17 protein-coding genes are annotated in these 13,708 nt (G+C 68.0%); 5 read left to right on the forward strand and 12 right to left on the reverse strand.

All coding sequences use genetic code 11. The features are described from left to right. The first annotated feature begins 65 nt into the window (after nucleotides 1–65). From IT293_11695 to rplS, 5 genes are read left to right on the forward strand one after another with little or no spacing between them, the layout of a single operon-like run. Nucleotides 66–302 carry a KH domain-containing protein gene (locus IT293_11695; protein ID MCC6765313.1) on the forward strand — a complete coding sequence of 79 codons (237 nt, stop codon included), beginning with the start codon at nucleotides 66–68 and terminating at the stop codon, nucleotides 300–302. A gap of 42 nt (nucleotides 303–344) precedes the next feature. Next, nucleotides 345–908, forward strand: coding sequence for a 16S rRNA processing protein RimM (gene rimM, locus IT293_11700; GenBank protein MCC6765314.1), 564 nt, complete (start codon nucleotides 345–347; stop codon nucleotides 906–908). 2 nt (nucleotides 909–910) lie between these two features. Beyond that, entirely contained in the window at nucleotides 911–1,603 is a 693-nt protein-coding gene (gene trmD, locus IT293_11705; GenBank protein ID MCC6765315.1) for a tRNA (guanosine(37)-N1)-methyltransferase TrmD, read from the forward strand. 1 nt (nucleotide 1,604) lies between these two features. Further along, nucleotides 1,605–2,189, forward strand: coding sequence for an RNA methyltransferase (locus IT293_11710; protein ID MCC6765316.1), 585 nt, complete (start codon nucleotides 1,605–1,607; stop codon nucleotides 2,187–2,189). Next, entirely contained in the window at nucleotides 2,186–2,551 is a 366-nt protein-coding gene (gene rplS / locus IT293_11715; protein MCC6765317.1) for a 50S ribosomal protein L19, read from the forward strand. The genes IT293_11710 and rplS overlap by 4 nt, the downstream gene beginning before the upstream one ends. 21 nt (nucleotides 2,552–2,572) lie before the next feature. Here rplS and IT293_11720 read toward each other — a convergent pair whose 3' ends face one another. The 12 genes from IT293_11720 to IT293_11775 form a co-directional block, all read right to left on the reverse strand. Continuing rightward, nucleotides 2,573–3,031, reverse strand: a complete 459-nt coding sequence (locus IT293_11720) for a polymer-forming cytoskeletal protein (GenBank protein MCC6765318.1) — start codon at nucleotides 3,029–3,031, stop codon at nucleotides 2,573–2,575. A 14-nt stretch (nucleotides 3,032–3,045) separates the two neighbouring features. Further along, nucleotides 3,046–4,050 (reverse strand): dipeptide ABC transporter ATP-binding protein, encoded by a 1,005-nt coding sequence (locus tag IT293_11725; GenBank protein MCC6765319.1) that lies wholly within the window; start codon nucleotides 4,048–4,050, stop codon nucleotides 3,046–3,048. Next, nucleotides 4,047–5,021 carry an ABC transporter ATP-binding protein gene (locus IT293_11730; protein MCC6765320.1) on the reverse strand — a complete coding sequence of 325 codons (975 nt, stop codon included), beginning with the start codon at nucleotides 5,019–5,021 and terminating at the stop codon, nucleotides 4,047–4,049. The genes IT293_11725 and IT293_11730 overlap by 4 nt, the downstream gene beginning before the upstream one ends. Next, nucleotides 5,018–6,019 (reverse strand): ABC transporter permease, encoded by a 1,002-nt coding sequence (locus tag IT293_11735; GenBank protein MCC6765321.1) that lies wholly within the window; start codon nucleotides 6,017–6,019, stop codon nucleotides 5,018–5,020. The genes IT293_11730 and IT293_11735 overlap by 4 nt, the downstream gene beginning before the upstream one ends. Nucleotides 6,020–6,041: 22 nt before the next feature. Beyond that, nucleotides 6,042–7,025, reverse strand: a complete 984-nt coding sequence (locus tag IT293_11740; protein MCC6765322.1) for an ABC transporter permease — start codon at nucleotides 7,023–7,025, stop codon at nucleotides 6,042–6,044. Between the two features lie 3 nt (nucleotides 7,026–7,028). After that, nucleotides 7,029–8,723, reverse strand: a complete 1,695-nt coding sequence (locus IT293_11745) for an ABC transporter substrate-binding protein (GenBank protein MCC6765323.1) — start codon at nucleotides 8,721–8,723, stop codon at nucleotides 7,029–7,031. Next, the gene (locus IT293_11750; protein MCC6765324.1) at nucleotides 8,723–9,502 is read right to left on the reverse strand and encodes a DUF4292 domain-containing protein; all 780 of its coding nucleotides are present in this window, start codon (nucleotides 9,500–9,502) and stop codon (nucleotides 8,723–8,725) included. The genes IT293_11745 and IT293_11750 overlap by 1 nt, the downstream gene beginning before the upstream one ends. Before the next feature lie 22 nt (nucleotides 9,503–9,524). Next, on the reverse strand, nucleotides 9,525–11,297 hold the full coding sequence (locus tag IT293_11755) for a tetratricopeptide repeat protein (protein ID MCC6765325.1): 1,773 nt from the start codon (nucleotides 11,295–11,297) through the stop codon (nucleotides 9,525–9,527). 90 nt (nucleotides 11,298–11,387) lie between these two features. Next, a complete protein-coding gene (locus IT293_11760) occupies nucleotides 11,388–12,239 on the reverse strand; it encodes a 4-hydroxy-3-methylbut-2-enyl diphosphate reductase (protein MCC6765326.1) in 852 nt (283 codons plus the stop codon). Nucleotide 12,240: 1 nt separating this feature from the next. Next, entirely contained in the window at nucleotides 12,241–12,684 is a 444-nt protein-coding gene (locus IT293_11765) for a molybdenum cofactor biosynthesis protein MoaE (protein ID MCC6765327.1), read from the reverse strand. Continuing rightward, a complete protein-coding gene (moaD, locus tag IT293_11770; GenBank protein MCC6765328.1) occupies nucleotides 12,684–12,929 on the reverse strand; it encodes a molybdopterin converting factor subunit 1 in 246 nt (81 codons plus the stop codon). The genes IT293_11765 and moaD overlap by 1 nt, the downstream gene beginning before the upstream one ends. Next, the gene (locus tag IT293_11775; protein ID MCC6765329.1) at nucleotides 12,926–13,438 is read right to left on the reverse strand and encodes a molybdenum cofactor biosynthesis protein MoaB; all 513 of its coding nucleotides are present in this window, start codon (nucleotides 13,436–13,438) and stop codon (nucleotides 12,926–12,928) included. Before IT293_11775 ends, moaD begins: the two co-directional genes overlap by 4 nt. Between the last annotated feature and the right edge of the window lie 270 nt (nucleotides 13,439–13,708).

Raw genomic sequence — 13,708 nt, forward strand, 5'->3', positions numbered from 1 at the left:
GCCCTCCCGTCGCAGACGGTCGCCCAGCTGATCAAGCGGGCGGGGATTGCTCCAGGGGAGACGACATGAAGGAACTGGTGCAGTACCTGGCCCGGTACCTCGTCAACAATCCGGACGCCGTCGAGGTGAAAGAGACGCAGGGAGACACCGCGTCCGTCCTCGAGCTCAAGGTCGCCCGTGAGGATCTCGGGCGCATCATCGGCAAACAGGGCCGCACCGCCAAGTCCATCCGTACCATCCTGAACGCCGCCGCCTCGCGCACCAACCGCAAGGTGGTCCTGGAGATCGTCGAGGACAAGTAGGCGCCGACGGCATGCTCCTCTGTCGCACGCTCTCCATGCAGCATGAAGCACGATATCCACACATCGTCGCCGGAGCGGCTGATTCCGCTCGGCGAAATCGTCGGGACGCACGGCGTCCGCGGTTTGCTTCGGTTCCATCCCTACGAGCCTTCCGCTAGTCCGCCGCCGACCGGACACCCGCTCTACGTCGCGTCCCCTGCGATAGCGGCGAGCGACCTGGACGCGACGCGGGCGCGAGCGATCGTCCTCGAGGACGCACGCCGTCACGGCAACGTCGTCCTGATGCGCGTCGCCGGCATCGACAGCATCGAGGGCGCGGCGACCCTGGTGGGGCTCGTCCTCGCGATCCCCGAGGCCGCCCTCCCCTCGACCGCCCCGGGCGAGGTGTACGTCTACCAGCTCGCCGGCCTCGACGTATTCACCAGCGCGGGCGAACGGCTCGGCACGATCGAACGCTCGTTCTCGAACGGAGCGAACGAGGTCCTCGTGGTCCACGACGGCGCGCGCGAGCTGCTGATCCCTATGATCGCCGACGTCGTCCGGACGATCGACCTCCCTGGACACCGGATGGTCATCGAGCCCATCCCGGGTCTCCTCGACTCCTGACCATGCGTGTCCACGTCGTCACGATCTTCCCCGAGTTCTTCGTCTCGCCCCTTGCCGTGGGGATCCCGAAGCGCGCGCGTGAGGCCGGCGTGCTGCACGTGTCTTTGGTGGACCTCCGCGAGTACACGCACGACCGTCACCGCACGACCGACGACACGCCCTACGGCGGCGGCCACGGCATGGTGATGAAGGTGGCGCCGATCGTGGAGGCTCTCGACGCGATCGCGACCGCAGCGCCGAACGCCCGTCGGGTGCTGCTGTCCCCGCGCGGGCCCGCCCTCGACCACCGCAAGGTCGTGAGCCTCGCGCGCGTCGAGGACCTCGTTCTCGTGTGCGGCCGATACGAAGGGGTCGACGAGCGCGTCCGCGATTTTGTCGACGAGGATCTGTCGATCGGCGACTACGTGCTCTCGGGCGGTGAGCCCGCGGCACTCGCGGTGATCGACGCCGTCGTCCGGCAGCTCCCCGGTGCGCTCGGGAATTTCGCGTCGGCCGCCTCCGAGTCCTTCGTCGACGATCGGCTGGAGTACCCGCAATACACACGGCCCGAGGTATTCCGCGGCCGCGCCGTCCCGACCGTACTGCTGTCCGGCGATCACGCCGCCATCGCCGACTGGCGTGCCCGGGCATCGCACGAGGTCACGGCACGGACCCGTCCCGACCTGCTCACGCGCGGCGCGACGAGGAGCGGGTGAGGTGGCCCCCCTCTACGCCGCGCTGCTGCACTACCCCGTGTACGACAAGAACCGTCAGGTCGTGACGACGGCGGTCACCCACATGGACATCCACGACATCGCCCGCAGCGCGTGCACCTTCGGAATCCGCCGCTTCTACGTAGTGACGCCGGTCCGCGCGCTCCGGGAGCTGTCGGCTCGAATCCTCGCTCACTGGGGCTCCGGATGGGGTGCGAGCTACAACGAGACCCGCAAGGACGCGCTCTCCCTGGTGGGCCTCACCGAGGACCTGGACCAGACGATCGTCGACGTCGAGCGCGACGCCGGGCGGCCGCCCGTGCTGCTCGTCACCTCGGCGCGGACGGAGCGTCCGACGATCGGTTGGCCGGGGGTCCGCCGACTCCGAGCCGAATCCGAACGCCCCCTTCTGGTCCTGTTCGGGACCGGTTGGGGTCTCACCGAAGAAGTGATAGGTCGCGCCGACCACCAGCTGCCTGCCGTCTTGGGTACGGGAGAGTACAACCATCTCTCCGTCCGCAGCGCGGCGGCCATCATCCTCGATCGGATGTGTGGACGGCAGGAAGAATCAGAGGAGGCACACCCATGAACATCATCGAAAGCATCGAGCAGCAGCAGCTGAAAGAGGGCCAGCCGGCGTTCCGCCCGGGCGACGCCCTTCGCATCCACGTCCGCATCGTCGAGGGCGACAAGGAGCGCATCCAGCTCTTCGAGGGCGTCTGCATCCGCCGCAGCGGCGGCAGCATCCGCGAGACCTTCACCGTGCGCAAGACGTCCTACGGCGTCGGCGTGGAGCGGACCTTCCCGCTGCACTCGCCGCGCGTCGACAAGATCGAGGTGGTCTCCTACGGCAAGGTGCGGCGGGCGAAGCTCTATTACCTGCGCGAGCTCTCCGGCAAGGCCGCCCGCATCGAAGAGGACACGTCGGCCCGCACTACCAAGAACGGTTAGGAGCCCGCGGCCCGCGCGCGGTCAGCCGCGTGCGGGCTCGTCCAATTCGGCGATGCCGTCCTCGTGCATCATCATCCGGACGTCGCCGTCCAGAAGCGCGCCCTCCGCGACCACCAGCGTCCGGGCCTCGACCAGTCCGTGGACACGCGCTCCGGGTTGGATCTCCACCCGCTCGGCGCCGAGAACCCGGCCCCGGATCTCACCGGCAACGACGAGGACCTTGGCCCAGACCGAGCCGTGGACCACGCCGGAAAGGCCGACCTCGAGGAGATCGGTCGCCCGCACCTCGCCGCGTAGACGCCCCTCGATGCGGGTAGGGGCGGTGAAGCTCAGCTTCCCGTTGACCTGCGTCCCCTGGTCGAGAACGGTCCGCACTTCGCGAAAACCGATGAAGTCCGCCTCGGGCGCGCGCGCCGGCAGCGGACGCGGCGCGGCCGGCTTCGGCGGCACGCTCCGCCGCGGCTGCCAACGCTCCCCCACGACGCCTTCCTAGATCATTCCGTCGGCGCGGGGAAGACGTGACATGCGACCGCGTGTCCGCCGGCGCCCTCGACGAGCGCCGGCACGTCGGTGCGACAGCGCGGTTCCGCATACGGACATCGCGGGTGGAAGGGGCATCCGCTCGGCGGCTTGAGCGGGCTCGGCACGTCGCCCTGGAGCGGCGTTCGCGTCGGCCGATGGCGCGGGTCGGCGACGGGCACGGCCGCCAGCAGCGCACGCGTGTAGGGATGGCGCGGATTCGCGTACAGCGAAGCACGCGGCGCACGCTCCACGATACGGCCGAGATACATGACGGCGACGCGATGGCTGATGTGCTCGACCACCCGCAGGTCGTGCGAGATGAAGAGGTAGGCGAGCCCCATTTGCTCCTGCAGGTCCATGAGCAAGTTCAAGACCTGGGCCTGGATGGAGAGGTCGAGGGCCGACACCGGCTCGTCGGCGACGATGAAACGCGGCCCGACGGCGAGCGCCCGCGCGATGCCGATCCGCTGGCGCTGTCCGCCGCTGAACTCGTGCGGGAAGCGATCCGCGTGCTCGGGTCCGAGGCCGACCTGGCGGAGCAGCTCCTCGACGCGGCGACGCTTCTCCGCTCCTTCCGCGAGCCCGTGGACCTCGATGCCCTCGGCGACGATGGCTCCCACCCGCATGCGCGGATTCAACGACGCATAGGGATCCTGGAAGATGATCTGCATCGCGCGCCGCATGCGGCGGAGCTCCGCCGCCGGAACCGCCAACACGTCACGACCGTCGAACCGTACCTCACCGGCGGTGGGCTCGACCAACCGCAACAAGCACCGCCCGAGCGTCGACTTGCCGCACCCCGACTCGCCGACGACCCCGAGGGTCTCGCCCGCGCGAAGGTCGAGATCCACGCCGTCGAGCGCCCGCACGACGAGCTTCTCGCGCGCGAAGAGACCGCCGGCCACGGGGTAGTGCTTGGTCAGGCTCCGCGCCTCGACGAGCGGGGCCGCGGCGCTGCGATCGTTCGGCGCGCTCATACGCGAATGCACGCCGCCGTGTGATCCGGCGCTTTCTCCTCGAGGGGCGGATCGATCTCGGCGCACTCGGCGACGGCGCGTGGACAGCGGTCGCGGAACCGGCAGCCGCTCGGCCGCCGGAAGAGGCTCGGCACCGCGCCCGGAAGCGCTTCCAGGCGCCGCCGCGGCGTCCCGTCGCGCTGACCGCCGGCATGCATCAACGCGACCGTATACGGATGCAGCGGGCGCTCGAACACCTCCACCGCCGACGCGTACTCGACGACCCGTCCGGCGTACATGACGGCCACGTCGTCCGCCTGCTCCGCGACGATCCCGAGATCGTGCGTGATGAGGATCATCGCCATGCCGAGCGAGTCGCGGAGCCCGCGCAGGAGCTCGAGGATCTGCGCCTGGATCGTCACGTCGAGGGCGGTCGTCGGCTCGTCCGCGATGAGGAGGCTCGGTTCGCACGCCAGCGCCATCGCGATCATGGCCCGCTGCCGCATCCCGCCGGAGAGCTCGTGCGGATAGCTCTTGGCGCGCCGTTCGGGCTCCGGAATCTCGACCGTGCGGAGCGCTTCGACGACGCGCGCGCGAACAGCGGAGCGATCGAGGCTCTGGTGGAGCCGGATCGCCTCGCCGATCTGGTTGCCGATCGTGAAGACGGGGTTCAGCGAGGTCATGGGCTCCTGGAAGATCATGGCGATCTCGCCGCCGCGGATCGCGCGCATCTCGCGCTCGGAACGGCGCAGGAGGTCCTCGCCGCGATACAGCACCTCGCCGGACACCACACGTCCCGGCGGACTCACGAGCCGCAGAATCGAGAGGGCGGTGACGCTCTTGCCGCACCCCGATTCTCCGAGGATCCCGAGCGTGCGGCCGGCGTCCACCGCGAAGCTCACGCCGTCGACGGCCCGCCCGATCCCCTCCTCGGCCTCGAAATGGGTGTGTAGATCCTTCACGTCGAGCAAGGGCATGCGCAATTCTGTCATCCGCCGGCTCCGACGCTCCGCGGGTCGAGCGTGTCGCGGAGATAGTCGCCGAGGAAGTTGAACGCCATGATCGTCAGGAAGATGAACACGCCCGGCGACAAGATCCACGGGAACTGCGCGATGCTCTGCACGTTCTGCGCGTCGGCCAACAGGTTCCCCCAGCTCGCGTCGGGCTCCTGGATGCCGAGCCCGAGCAGCGACAACGCGCTCTCGCCGAGGATGAAGCCCGGGATGCTCAGGGTCGCCGCGACGATCGTGTAGCCGAACGTCGACGGGACGACGTGGCGCAGGATGATGCGCGCCCGGCTGGCGCCGAGCGCCCGCGCGCTCTGGACGTAATCGAGCTCGCGGATGGAGCACACCATCCCCCGGATGATGCGCGCGAATCCGGCCCAGCGGATGAAGCTCATGATGACGACGATCATCAGGAACGTCTGCGCCGAGCTGAGCGACGGCGGGATGACCGCCGCGAGCGCCAGCAGAAAATAGAAGGACGGCAGCGACATGAGCACCTCGGTGCCGCGCATGACGACGTCGTCGAGCCGGCCGCCGACGTACCCCGCGACGGCCCCCACCGTGAGGCCGATCGCGAAGCTGATCACGACCCCGAGGAGCCCCACGGTCAAGCTGATACGGCTCCCGAAGACGACCCGTGAGAAGAGGTCGCGCCCGAGGCCATCGGTCCCGAGCAGGAACATCCGCGCGGACGGATCCCGGGTCGTGAGCAGGCTGCCGCGAGCGAGCCATGCGAGCGGAATCCGCTCGGTCGATTCGGTGTACCGCCGTCCCGGACCCGGCGCGAGCACGTAGGCGCGCGTATAGAGCATGCCCTCGCTCGCCCAGCGTCCCGGAGCGTTGAGGCGTAGCCGCGACGGCGGACAGTTCGGGAAGCCCCTATTCTGCTCGGCGTGGTCGTAGGGGGCGACGAAGGGCGCGAACAGCGCCACGCCGTAGAAGAGCCCGAGCAGCGCGACACTCACGCGGACCGGCCAACTCATCGACCTGCGACGAGGAGCCACGTCAGCGCACCGCCTCGAGATGCGAGAAGTCGATGCGCGGATCGACCAGCGTGAGCGCCACGTCTGCGAACAGATTTCCGAGCAGGAGGAGGACGGAGCTCATCAGCACCGAACCCATCACGAGATACAGGTCGAGAGACCGCACCGCGTCGAGCATCAAGGTCCCGAGACCCTGGAGATTCATCACCGCCTCGACGAGCGCGGCGCCACCGAGCAGCGTCCCGAGCTCGTAGCCGGCGAGCGTCACGAAGGGGTTCAGCGCGTTCCGCAGGATGTGCTTCGAAACGACGATCCACTCGGGGACGCCCTTGGCGCGCGCGGTCCGCACGTAGTCCGCGCTCTGGATCTCGAGGAGCTGGCTGCGCATGAGCCGCATCAGGCTCGCCATCCCGCCGGTCCCGAGCACGAGGACGGGCAGCACGAGATGCGCGAGGCGATCGCCGATCTTCTCGAGCGGCGACAAGATCGGATAGTCGAGCGACGTCGTCCCACCGACCGGAAACCAGCCCGTCTCGAGCGCCAGGTACATCAGCAGGAACGAGAGAAAGAAGCTCGGCACGGACATCCCGAAGAACGCCACGAACGAGAGCGAGCGATCCAGCAACGTCCCGCGCCGGAGCGCCACGACGATGCCGATCGGGATCGCCAGCGCCCACGTGAAGATCATGCTGGCGACCGCCAGGATGACCGTGTTCATGGCCCGGCTCTCGATGAGCTCGAGCACGCCGACCCGATAGGCAACCGACATGCCGAGGTCGAGGTGCGCAACCCGCCAGAGCCAGCGCCCGTAGCGCACCGGAAGCGGTTGTCCGTAGCCGAACTCTTGCTTCATCTCGCGGACCATCTCCGGCGAGATCGACGGGTTCATGCTCAAGGTGTCGAAGAAGTCGCCGGGAGCGAGATCGACCACCACGAACGACAGGAACGTGATCCCGATCAGCAACGGGACCATCTGAACCATCCGATGCAGGACGAACCTCAGCATCGTTCAGGGGCGGATGGCGATCCGTTCCGGCTGGTATACGCCCCACACGGTCGGCACGAAGTCCACGAGATACGACTTCGCCGCGATGAAGCGCTGCTGGCGCACGAGCTGGATCATCGGCAGCTCACGGTGGAGGATCTCCTGGATCTTCCAGTAGTGCGTCACACGCTTCTGCGGGTCGAGTTCGCGGGCGCCGGCCGCGAGCTCGCGATCGATCTCGGCCTCCCATGGCGTCGCCGGCGTCCGCTGGTTCGGTTGCCACATGTGGAGGTTCCCCGACGAGCGCAGGAGGTTCGAGCTCGCGTGCGGCTCGACGCCTCCGGTGAATCCCATGACCATTGCGTCCCAGTCGAAGTTCGTCGAAAGCTTCTCGACGAGCGTCGCGAAATCGAGCGGACGATAGTTCACCTTGATGCCGAGCTTCGTCCAGTCCTCCTTCAGGATCGAGCACAACCGCTCCCGCACCTGGTTGCCGGCGTTGGTGGAGAGCTCGAACTCGAGCGGGTGGCCCTGCGCGTCCTCGCGGACGCCGTCGCCGTCGCGATCGCGATAGCCGCCCTCGTCGAGCAGGCGTCGGGCCGTGTCGAGATCGTACTCGTACGGCGTCAGGTTCGGGTTGTAGAAGGCGGTGTTCTCCGGGGAGATCGCCGAGACGGCGGGTTCGCCGTACCCGAAGTAGGTGTTCTGGATCATGCTCCGCTTGTCGAGGCTGTGAGCGACGGCCCGGACGAACTTCGAGTCGGTGAACCAGGCGAGCCGGGGATCGGCCTTCCCGTCCTTCACGTAGTGGGCCGGGTTGCGATTGAAGCTCACGAACAACATGCCCGTGTCGAGGCCGATCTTGTCGAGGGCGATCTCGAGCTCCTCGGTGCGCGCGCGGAGATCGTCGATCTCCTCCGGACGCGGCGAGTACATGTGCAGCTGTCGGTCCAGGAACTTCAGGTACATCGTGTTCTGGTCCGGGACGATCAGGGTAGTGCGCTCGGCGAGGCGCGGCAGCGCGCCGCCCGCCTCGTCGCGCATCCAGTACGTCGGGTTGCGTGCGTACTGCAGGAGCTGCGCCGGGACGTAGCGCACGAGCCGATACGACCCGGTGCCGACGATCTTCTCGGGTGGTGTGTCGATACCCCAGGTCTGCGTGAACGTGCCGTCCTTCAGCGCCTGTCCGAGGAGGTGCTTCGGCAGGATGTCGAAGCCGACGCTGTTCAGGAGCGGCGCGAACGGCTCCGCCATCATGACCTTGATGGTGTGCGGGTCGACGACCTCCGTCCGCATCGGCTGGCCGCCGACCATGAGGACGTGCTTCGCGCTGTTCGGCACCCTCGGGTCGAACACCGCATCGAAGGAGAACGCGACGTCGTCCGCCGTGAAGGGGGCACCATCGTGCCAGGTGACGCCCTCGCGCAGATGGAAGGTCCACGTCGTCCCGGCTTCGTCGTGCTCCCACAAAGTGGCGAGCACCGGCTCGGGGAGCTTGGTCTTCGGGTTCAGGCGCACGAGCCCCTCGAACACGTCGCCGACCGCCTCCGTGGACGCGGCGTCCACGGACAGCAACGGGTTGAAGGTCTTCGGATCGCTGATCGTCGCCGTGACCAGACGATCGCCCCTGCGAAGGCGCTCCTCACCGCTCTTGCGGCATGCCGCCGTCCCGACGAGGGCGACCGCGACGCACGCGGCCAACGCGAATCCTCGCTTCATCATCCACCCTCCGCGGCGTACTGGTCGATCACCAGCTCCTCGAGCCCCGGGCGCGGCGGGAAGCTGAACAAGTTGTCCGCGATCTCGGTGTTGATCGAGGGCGAGGCGTAGCGTACGCGCACGACGCGGTCGCCGGGCTCGGCTCGCATGTCGATCGCGTGCGGAAACCGCACCGAGCCGATCGCCTCGTACGCTCCGAACGCGACCCGTAGCGTCACGCCGCCCCCGAGCGGCGTCTCACCCGCGACCGGCGCGAGCGTCTCGGGCTGCAACCACACCAGCGCGCGCCCCTCGGCGACCGGCATGACCACCTTGAACGCCCCGACCGCCTCGTCGCGCGCTACGGAGACGACTCCGGTCGGCCGGCGCTCCGGCGGCATTCCGAGCAATACCGATGTCACGTCCGCGACGCCGATCGGCACCTGCGTGTACGCCCCGACGCTCGCCGCGGTCGCGGGACCGCGGTAGATCTTCGCTTCCCGGCGCGCGTACACGACGAGCTCGCGGGCGTCGCTCGCGATCACCGCCAGCGCTCCGAACGGCGACAGCACCTCGAGCCGGAAGTGGTCGGGGTTGCGCACCAGGACCGCGTGCCGGGCGCCGACGTTGTCCTCGCCCGTCTCGTATGCGATCTGCGCGAAGCCGCGGATCGACCGGACGGCGGCCCGCCGCACCGCGAGCGCCGCGAGGCATTGCTCCGCCGAGGGCGTTGCCGCCGGCAATCGCGGTCGCAGCTTTCCCGGCTGGCACGCCGCCGCGACGAGCGCGACGACCGCCATGGCCACGACCGGCGCGCGACCGCTACAGCTCGGTCGCACCCGCTCGGTTCCCGGCACCGAGGGCGCGCAGCTTGCCCCTCAACCGATCGATCTGCTCCGGCTCCTTCGCCTTGCCGAGCGCCTCTTGGTACACGCGAATCGCGTCACGCGCCTTGCCGGTCTTCTCGTACGCGTCGCCAAGGTGCTCGGTGACGGTCGGATCGTCGCCCGCATGCTCGATCGCGCGCTCGAGCTGCTCGACCGCGCGCGGATAGTCGCCGCGCATGTAGTACACCCAGCCGAGCGAGTCGATGTAGAACCCGTCCTCGGGCTCGATCGCGAGGGCGCGGCGAATGAGCTTCTCCGCCTCGTCGAGCCGTTCACCGAGCTCCGCGTATGTGTAGCCGAGGTAGTTCAACGCGGCGGCGTTCTGCGGGTTGATCGTGATCGCCCGCTGCATCATCTCGATGGCCTTCGGCTTGTTCTTCGCCTCGTCGTACGTCGCGCCGAGCGAGAAGACGTTCCGGTCGTTGTCGGGCTCGAGGCTCACCGCTTGCTCGAGCGCCGCGATCGCCTGCGGGTACTGCTTCTCCTCGCGGTGCAAGGAGGCGAGGTAGGCCAACAGCTCGACGTTCTTCGCCTTCGCCTGGAGCGCCTGCTGGATTTCCTTGATCGCCGCCGAGGTCTTGTCCTGGCGCTGGTACACGGCGGCGAGCTGGATCCGTGCGTCGACGTAGTACTCCGAGTCGGGCGTGATGCGCTGCAGCTGCTCGATGGCCTTTCCCCATTCCTGGGTCTGCGCGTACACCGACCCGAGGTAGTAGCGGACGCGCTCATTCTCCGGCTCGGCGGCGAGGACGAGATTGAGCTCCGTCGCGGCACGGTCGTATTCGCCCTTCTCGAAATAGATGAGCGCGATCTTGATGCGCGTCTCTTCCGGATCGTTCTCGATCTTCTCGAGCGCGTGGTACTGGAGGAGCGCCTCGTCGAGCTTCTTCTGGCCAATGTAGAGCCCCCCGAGCCGCTTGCGGACGAGCCCGCTCCCGGGATTCTGCGCGAGGATCTGCTGATAGAGCTCGATGGCGCGCGGGTAGTCCTTGCGGAGCTCGTAGAGCGTGGCGAGGTCCATGAGGATAAGCTCGGACTGGGGATTCCGGGCGAGCGCCTCGCGAAAGGAATGCTCGGCGCGGTCGAGCTGACCCGCCGAGGTATAGACGCGGCCGAGGTAGTAGTAGCCGAGGACCGAGCGGGAGTTGAGCTCGATGAGCTTCGCGAGTGTCGCGATCGCCTGCTCGTACCTCCCTTCCTTGCCGTAGAGCGCGCCGAGGTAGAGGTACGCTTCCTGGTTCTTCGGCTCGAGCGCGATCACGTGTCGGTACTGCGCGACCGCCTCGTCCTGGCGATTGAGAGCCGACAGGATGCCCGCGTAGAGAAGACGCGCTTCGGTGTTCTCCGGCTCGAGCTGGACGACCTTCTCGCAGTGCTCGAGCGCCTCGGTGAGCAGACCTTTGCGTACGAGCAACATCGCGAGCCGCTGTCGTAGGAGCGGGCTCTCGGGATCGTGCGCGACCGCGGCGCGGAACGCCTTCAGGCCGACGTCGTAGTTGCCGTCGTTCAACGCGACTTCGCCCACCAGGAAGTCGCCCATGGCGGCGGCCTTCGCATCGATCGCGGCCTGGCGCCCTGGCAACGAATCGCCCTGCGCATTCCAGCCGAGATCGTCGGGGGATCCCGGCAACGTGCGCCGGACAGGTCCGCATCCGGCAGCGAGCGCGAGCCCCGCGATCATCAAGCCGACGCGGACGAAGCGAGACATGGTGGCAGCCGACGACGCTATCACGCGGGTTGAAAAATCGTCAACGCGACTTCCGACGATTCCGGCGTGTCTCGGGCGCCGAAGCGCGCGTCAGGCGGCGTCGCCGATCGCCTGGATGCGCGCGATGACCTGATCCATGAGCCAGCCCGGGGTCGAGGCGCCGGCGGTGACGCCGACGCTGTCGCGGCCCTTCACCCAGGCCGGATCGAGCTCCTCGGCGTCCTCGATGTGATGCGCGACCACGCCCTCCTCGCGACAGACCTCGGCGAGATGGCGGGTGTTCGAGCTGTTCTTCCCGCCGACGACGATGACCACCTCGACTTCACGCGCGAGCTCGCGAGCGGCCTCCTGCCGCTCGATCGTCGGGTTGCAGATCGTGTTGAAGATCTTGAGCTCCTTGCAGCGCGACGCGAGCTCGGAGAGGAACGACGCCAGCAGCTCGATCTCCTGGGTCGTCTGCACGACGACGCCGACCTTCTTCGGAAACGAGGCCTTGGAGACGTCCTCGGGGCGCTCGATGACGGTCGCTTTGCCGCCCGCGTGCCCGATCGTGCCGATGACCTCCGGGTGCTTCGGGTTTCCGAAGATGACGAGGTGATACCCTTCCTGCACGAGCTGCTTCGCCTTGTTCTGCACGAGGGTCACGAGCGGGCAGGTCGCGTCGACGACGTTTAGACCTTGGCCCTTCGCCTGCTCGTAGGTCTCGGGGGGGACGCCGTGCGTGCGGATGATCACCGTGTTGCCGCTCGTGAGCTCGCCGAGCCCGTTCACGTGCTGCACGCCCTTCTCCTCGAGCGATTGCACGACGTGGGAGTTGTGGATGATCGGACCGAGCGTGTGAACGGTCTCGCCGGGATGCGTCGCCGCCGTATCCGTCACGATGTCGAGCGCCCGCTCGACACCCCAGCAATACCCCGCGTGCACCGCCTTCCGAATGTTCATCTCACCCTCGTCCGGATGCGCCGTGCGCGTGACACGGTCCCACCCAATGTTCGCCGCCCTGATAGAACTCCTTCTTCCAGATCGGCACCGTCGCCTTCAACGTGTCGATGCCGTAGCGGCAGGCCGCGAAAGCCTCCTCGCGGTGCGCCGCCGAAACCGCCACGGCGACGCTCGCCTGACCGATCGGCACGACCCCTACTCTGTGCACCACGGAGATCGCGACCACCCGCCAGCGGCGCGCCATCTCGTCGCCGATGCGGCGCATCTCCTCGAGCGCCATGGCCTCGTAGGCCTCGTACTCGAGCCGCTCCACGACCCGACCCTCGTTCTCGTTGCGCGTCGTTCCCAAGAAAAGCGTCGTACCGCCCGCCGCAGCGTCGCCGACCTCGGCCAGCATGGCCTCCGTGTCGATACTGTCCGACGTCACGCTATACGACGATTTCATCATTGGTTTCCGCCGCTTACGGGTGGGATCAACGCGAGCTCGTCATTGTCGTGGAGGGGGTGCCCCTTGTCAACGTAGACCCGATTGACGGCGAACTTCGGGGGATCCGCTGGCAGCGCCGGGAAGCGGGCTACGAGCCGCTGCCAGAGACCCGCGACCGACGCCCCTTCGGGCAGCTCGATGTCGACCTCGCGAACCCCGCAGCGCTCCCGGAGATACGCAAAGAAAAGCACGCGAATCGTCACGGCCGCAGCCCCGCGGAAAGCAAGCCGGCGACGTGCCCGAGCTCGGGCAGGAGCAACCGGCGCAGCGCGAGGTCGCACGCCGCGGGCGATCCCGGCAGCAGCGCGACGAACGTGTCACCGATCACCCCCGCGGCGGCGCGGCTCAGGAACGCGGCCGCGCCGATCTCCTCGAAGCTGAGCGCGCGGAACAGCTCTCCGAAGCCCGGCAGCTCCTTCGTCCACGCGCCCGCGAGGCTCTCGATGGTGACGTCGCGGCGGGCGATACCGGTACCGCCGGTCACGATGACGGCCTGGACGTCGGACCGGTCGGTCGCGGCGAGCACCGCGGCGCGGATGGCGTCCCGCTCGTCAGGCACGACCGTCGCGCCGACGACCGCGTGGCCCGAGTCGGTCAGCGCGGCCTTGATGACCGCGCCACTCCGATCGTCCGCCGGCCTCCGCGTATCGCTCACGGTGACCACGGCGCATCCCACACGCCGGGCGTCGCTCGCACGATGATGATGCGCCATGCGCCACCGGCCTTACCGGAGCGGTGGTGCCGAATCAAAATCGAGAAACGCTAGTGGGAACTTTTTCGAGGGAAGCCCCTCTGGGGGCGACGTCCCCGGGTGCCGTGTCCGTGAGCGCCGCCCCCTAGAGAGAAGGAGGATAAGCCATGAGCACTTGGTGTTCTGGAAAAGGCATTGAGGAATGCCCGAACCCAATTCCCCACGACGGCACCGGTTATCCCGCGAGTCCGTTGCTATGTAAATGCATCCATTTCCCTATGCGTTAGGGAA

Source organism: Deltaproteobacteria bacterium (assembly GCA_020848745.1).
In the GTDB taxonomy this organism is placed as follows: domain Bacteria; phylum Desulfobacterota; class Binatia; order UTPRO1; family UTPRO1; genus UTPRO1.

What these genes read in the sequence shown, in the direction of transcription:
- IT293_11775 (MCC6765329.1), bottom strand. Translation starts at nt 13,438, where the DNA reads ATGGCGCATCATCATCGTGCGAGCGACGCCCGGCGTGTGGGATGCGCC.
- IT293_11730 (MCC6765320.1), bottom strand. Translation starts at nt 5,021, where the DNA reads ATGACAGAATTGCGCATGCCCTTGCTCGACGTGAAGGATCTACACACC.
- IT293_11740 (MCC6765322.1), bottom strand. Translation starts at nt 7,025, where the DNA reads ATGCTGAGGTTCGTCCTGCATCGGATGGTTCAGATGGTCCCGTTGCTG.
- trmD (MCC6765315.1), top strand. Translation starts at nt 911, where the DNA reads ATGCGTGTCCACGTCGTCACGATCTTCCCCGAGTTCTTCGTCTCGCCC.
- IT293_11760 (MCC6765326.1), bottom strand. Translation starts at nt 12,239, where the DNA reads ATGAACATTCGGAAGGCGGTGCACGCGGGGTATTGCTGGGGTGTCGAG.
- rimM (MCC6765314.1), top strand. Translation starts at nt 345, where the DNA reads ATGAAGCACGATATCCACACATCGTCGCCGGAGCGGCTGATTCCGCTC.
- IT293_11750 (MCC6765324.1), bottom strand. Translation starts at nt 9,502, where the DNA reads ATGGCGGTCGTCGCGCTCGTCGCGGCGGCGTGCCAGCCGGGAAAGCTG.
- IT293_11745 (MCC6765323.1), bottom strand. Translation starts at nt 8,723, where the DNA reads ATGAAGCGAGGATTCGCGTTGGCCGCGTGCGTCGCGGTCGCCCTCGTC.
- IT293_11755 (MCC6765325.1), bottom strand. Translation starts at nt 11,297, where the DNA reads ATGTCTCGCTTCGTCCGCGTCGGCTTGATGATCGCGGGGCTCGCGCTC.
- IT293_11695 (MCC6765313.1), top strand. Translation starts at nt 66, where the DNA reads ATGAAGGAACTGGTGCAGTACCTGGCCCGGTACCTCGTCAACAATCCG.
- rplS (MCC6765317.1), top strand. Translation starts at nt 2,186, where the DNA reads ATGAACATCATCGAAAGCATCGAGCAGCAGCAGCTGAAAGAGGGCCAG.
- IT293_11735 (MCC6765321.1), bottom strand. Translation starts at nt 6,019, where the DNA reads ATGAGTTGGCCGGTCCGCGTGAGTGTCGCGCTGCTCGGGCTCTTCTAC.
- IT293_11765 (MCC6765327.1), bottom strand. Translation starts at nt 12,684, where the DNA reads ATGAAATCGTCGTATAGCGTGACGTCGGACAGTATCGACACGGAGGCC.
- IT293_11725 (MCC6765319.1), bottom strand. Translation starts at nt 4,050, where the DNA reads ATGAGCGCGCCGAACGATCGCAGCGCCGCGGCCCCGCTCGTCGAGGCG.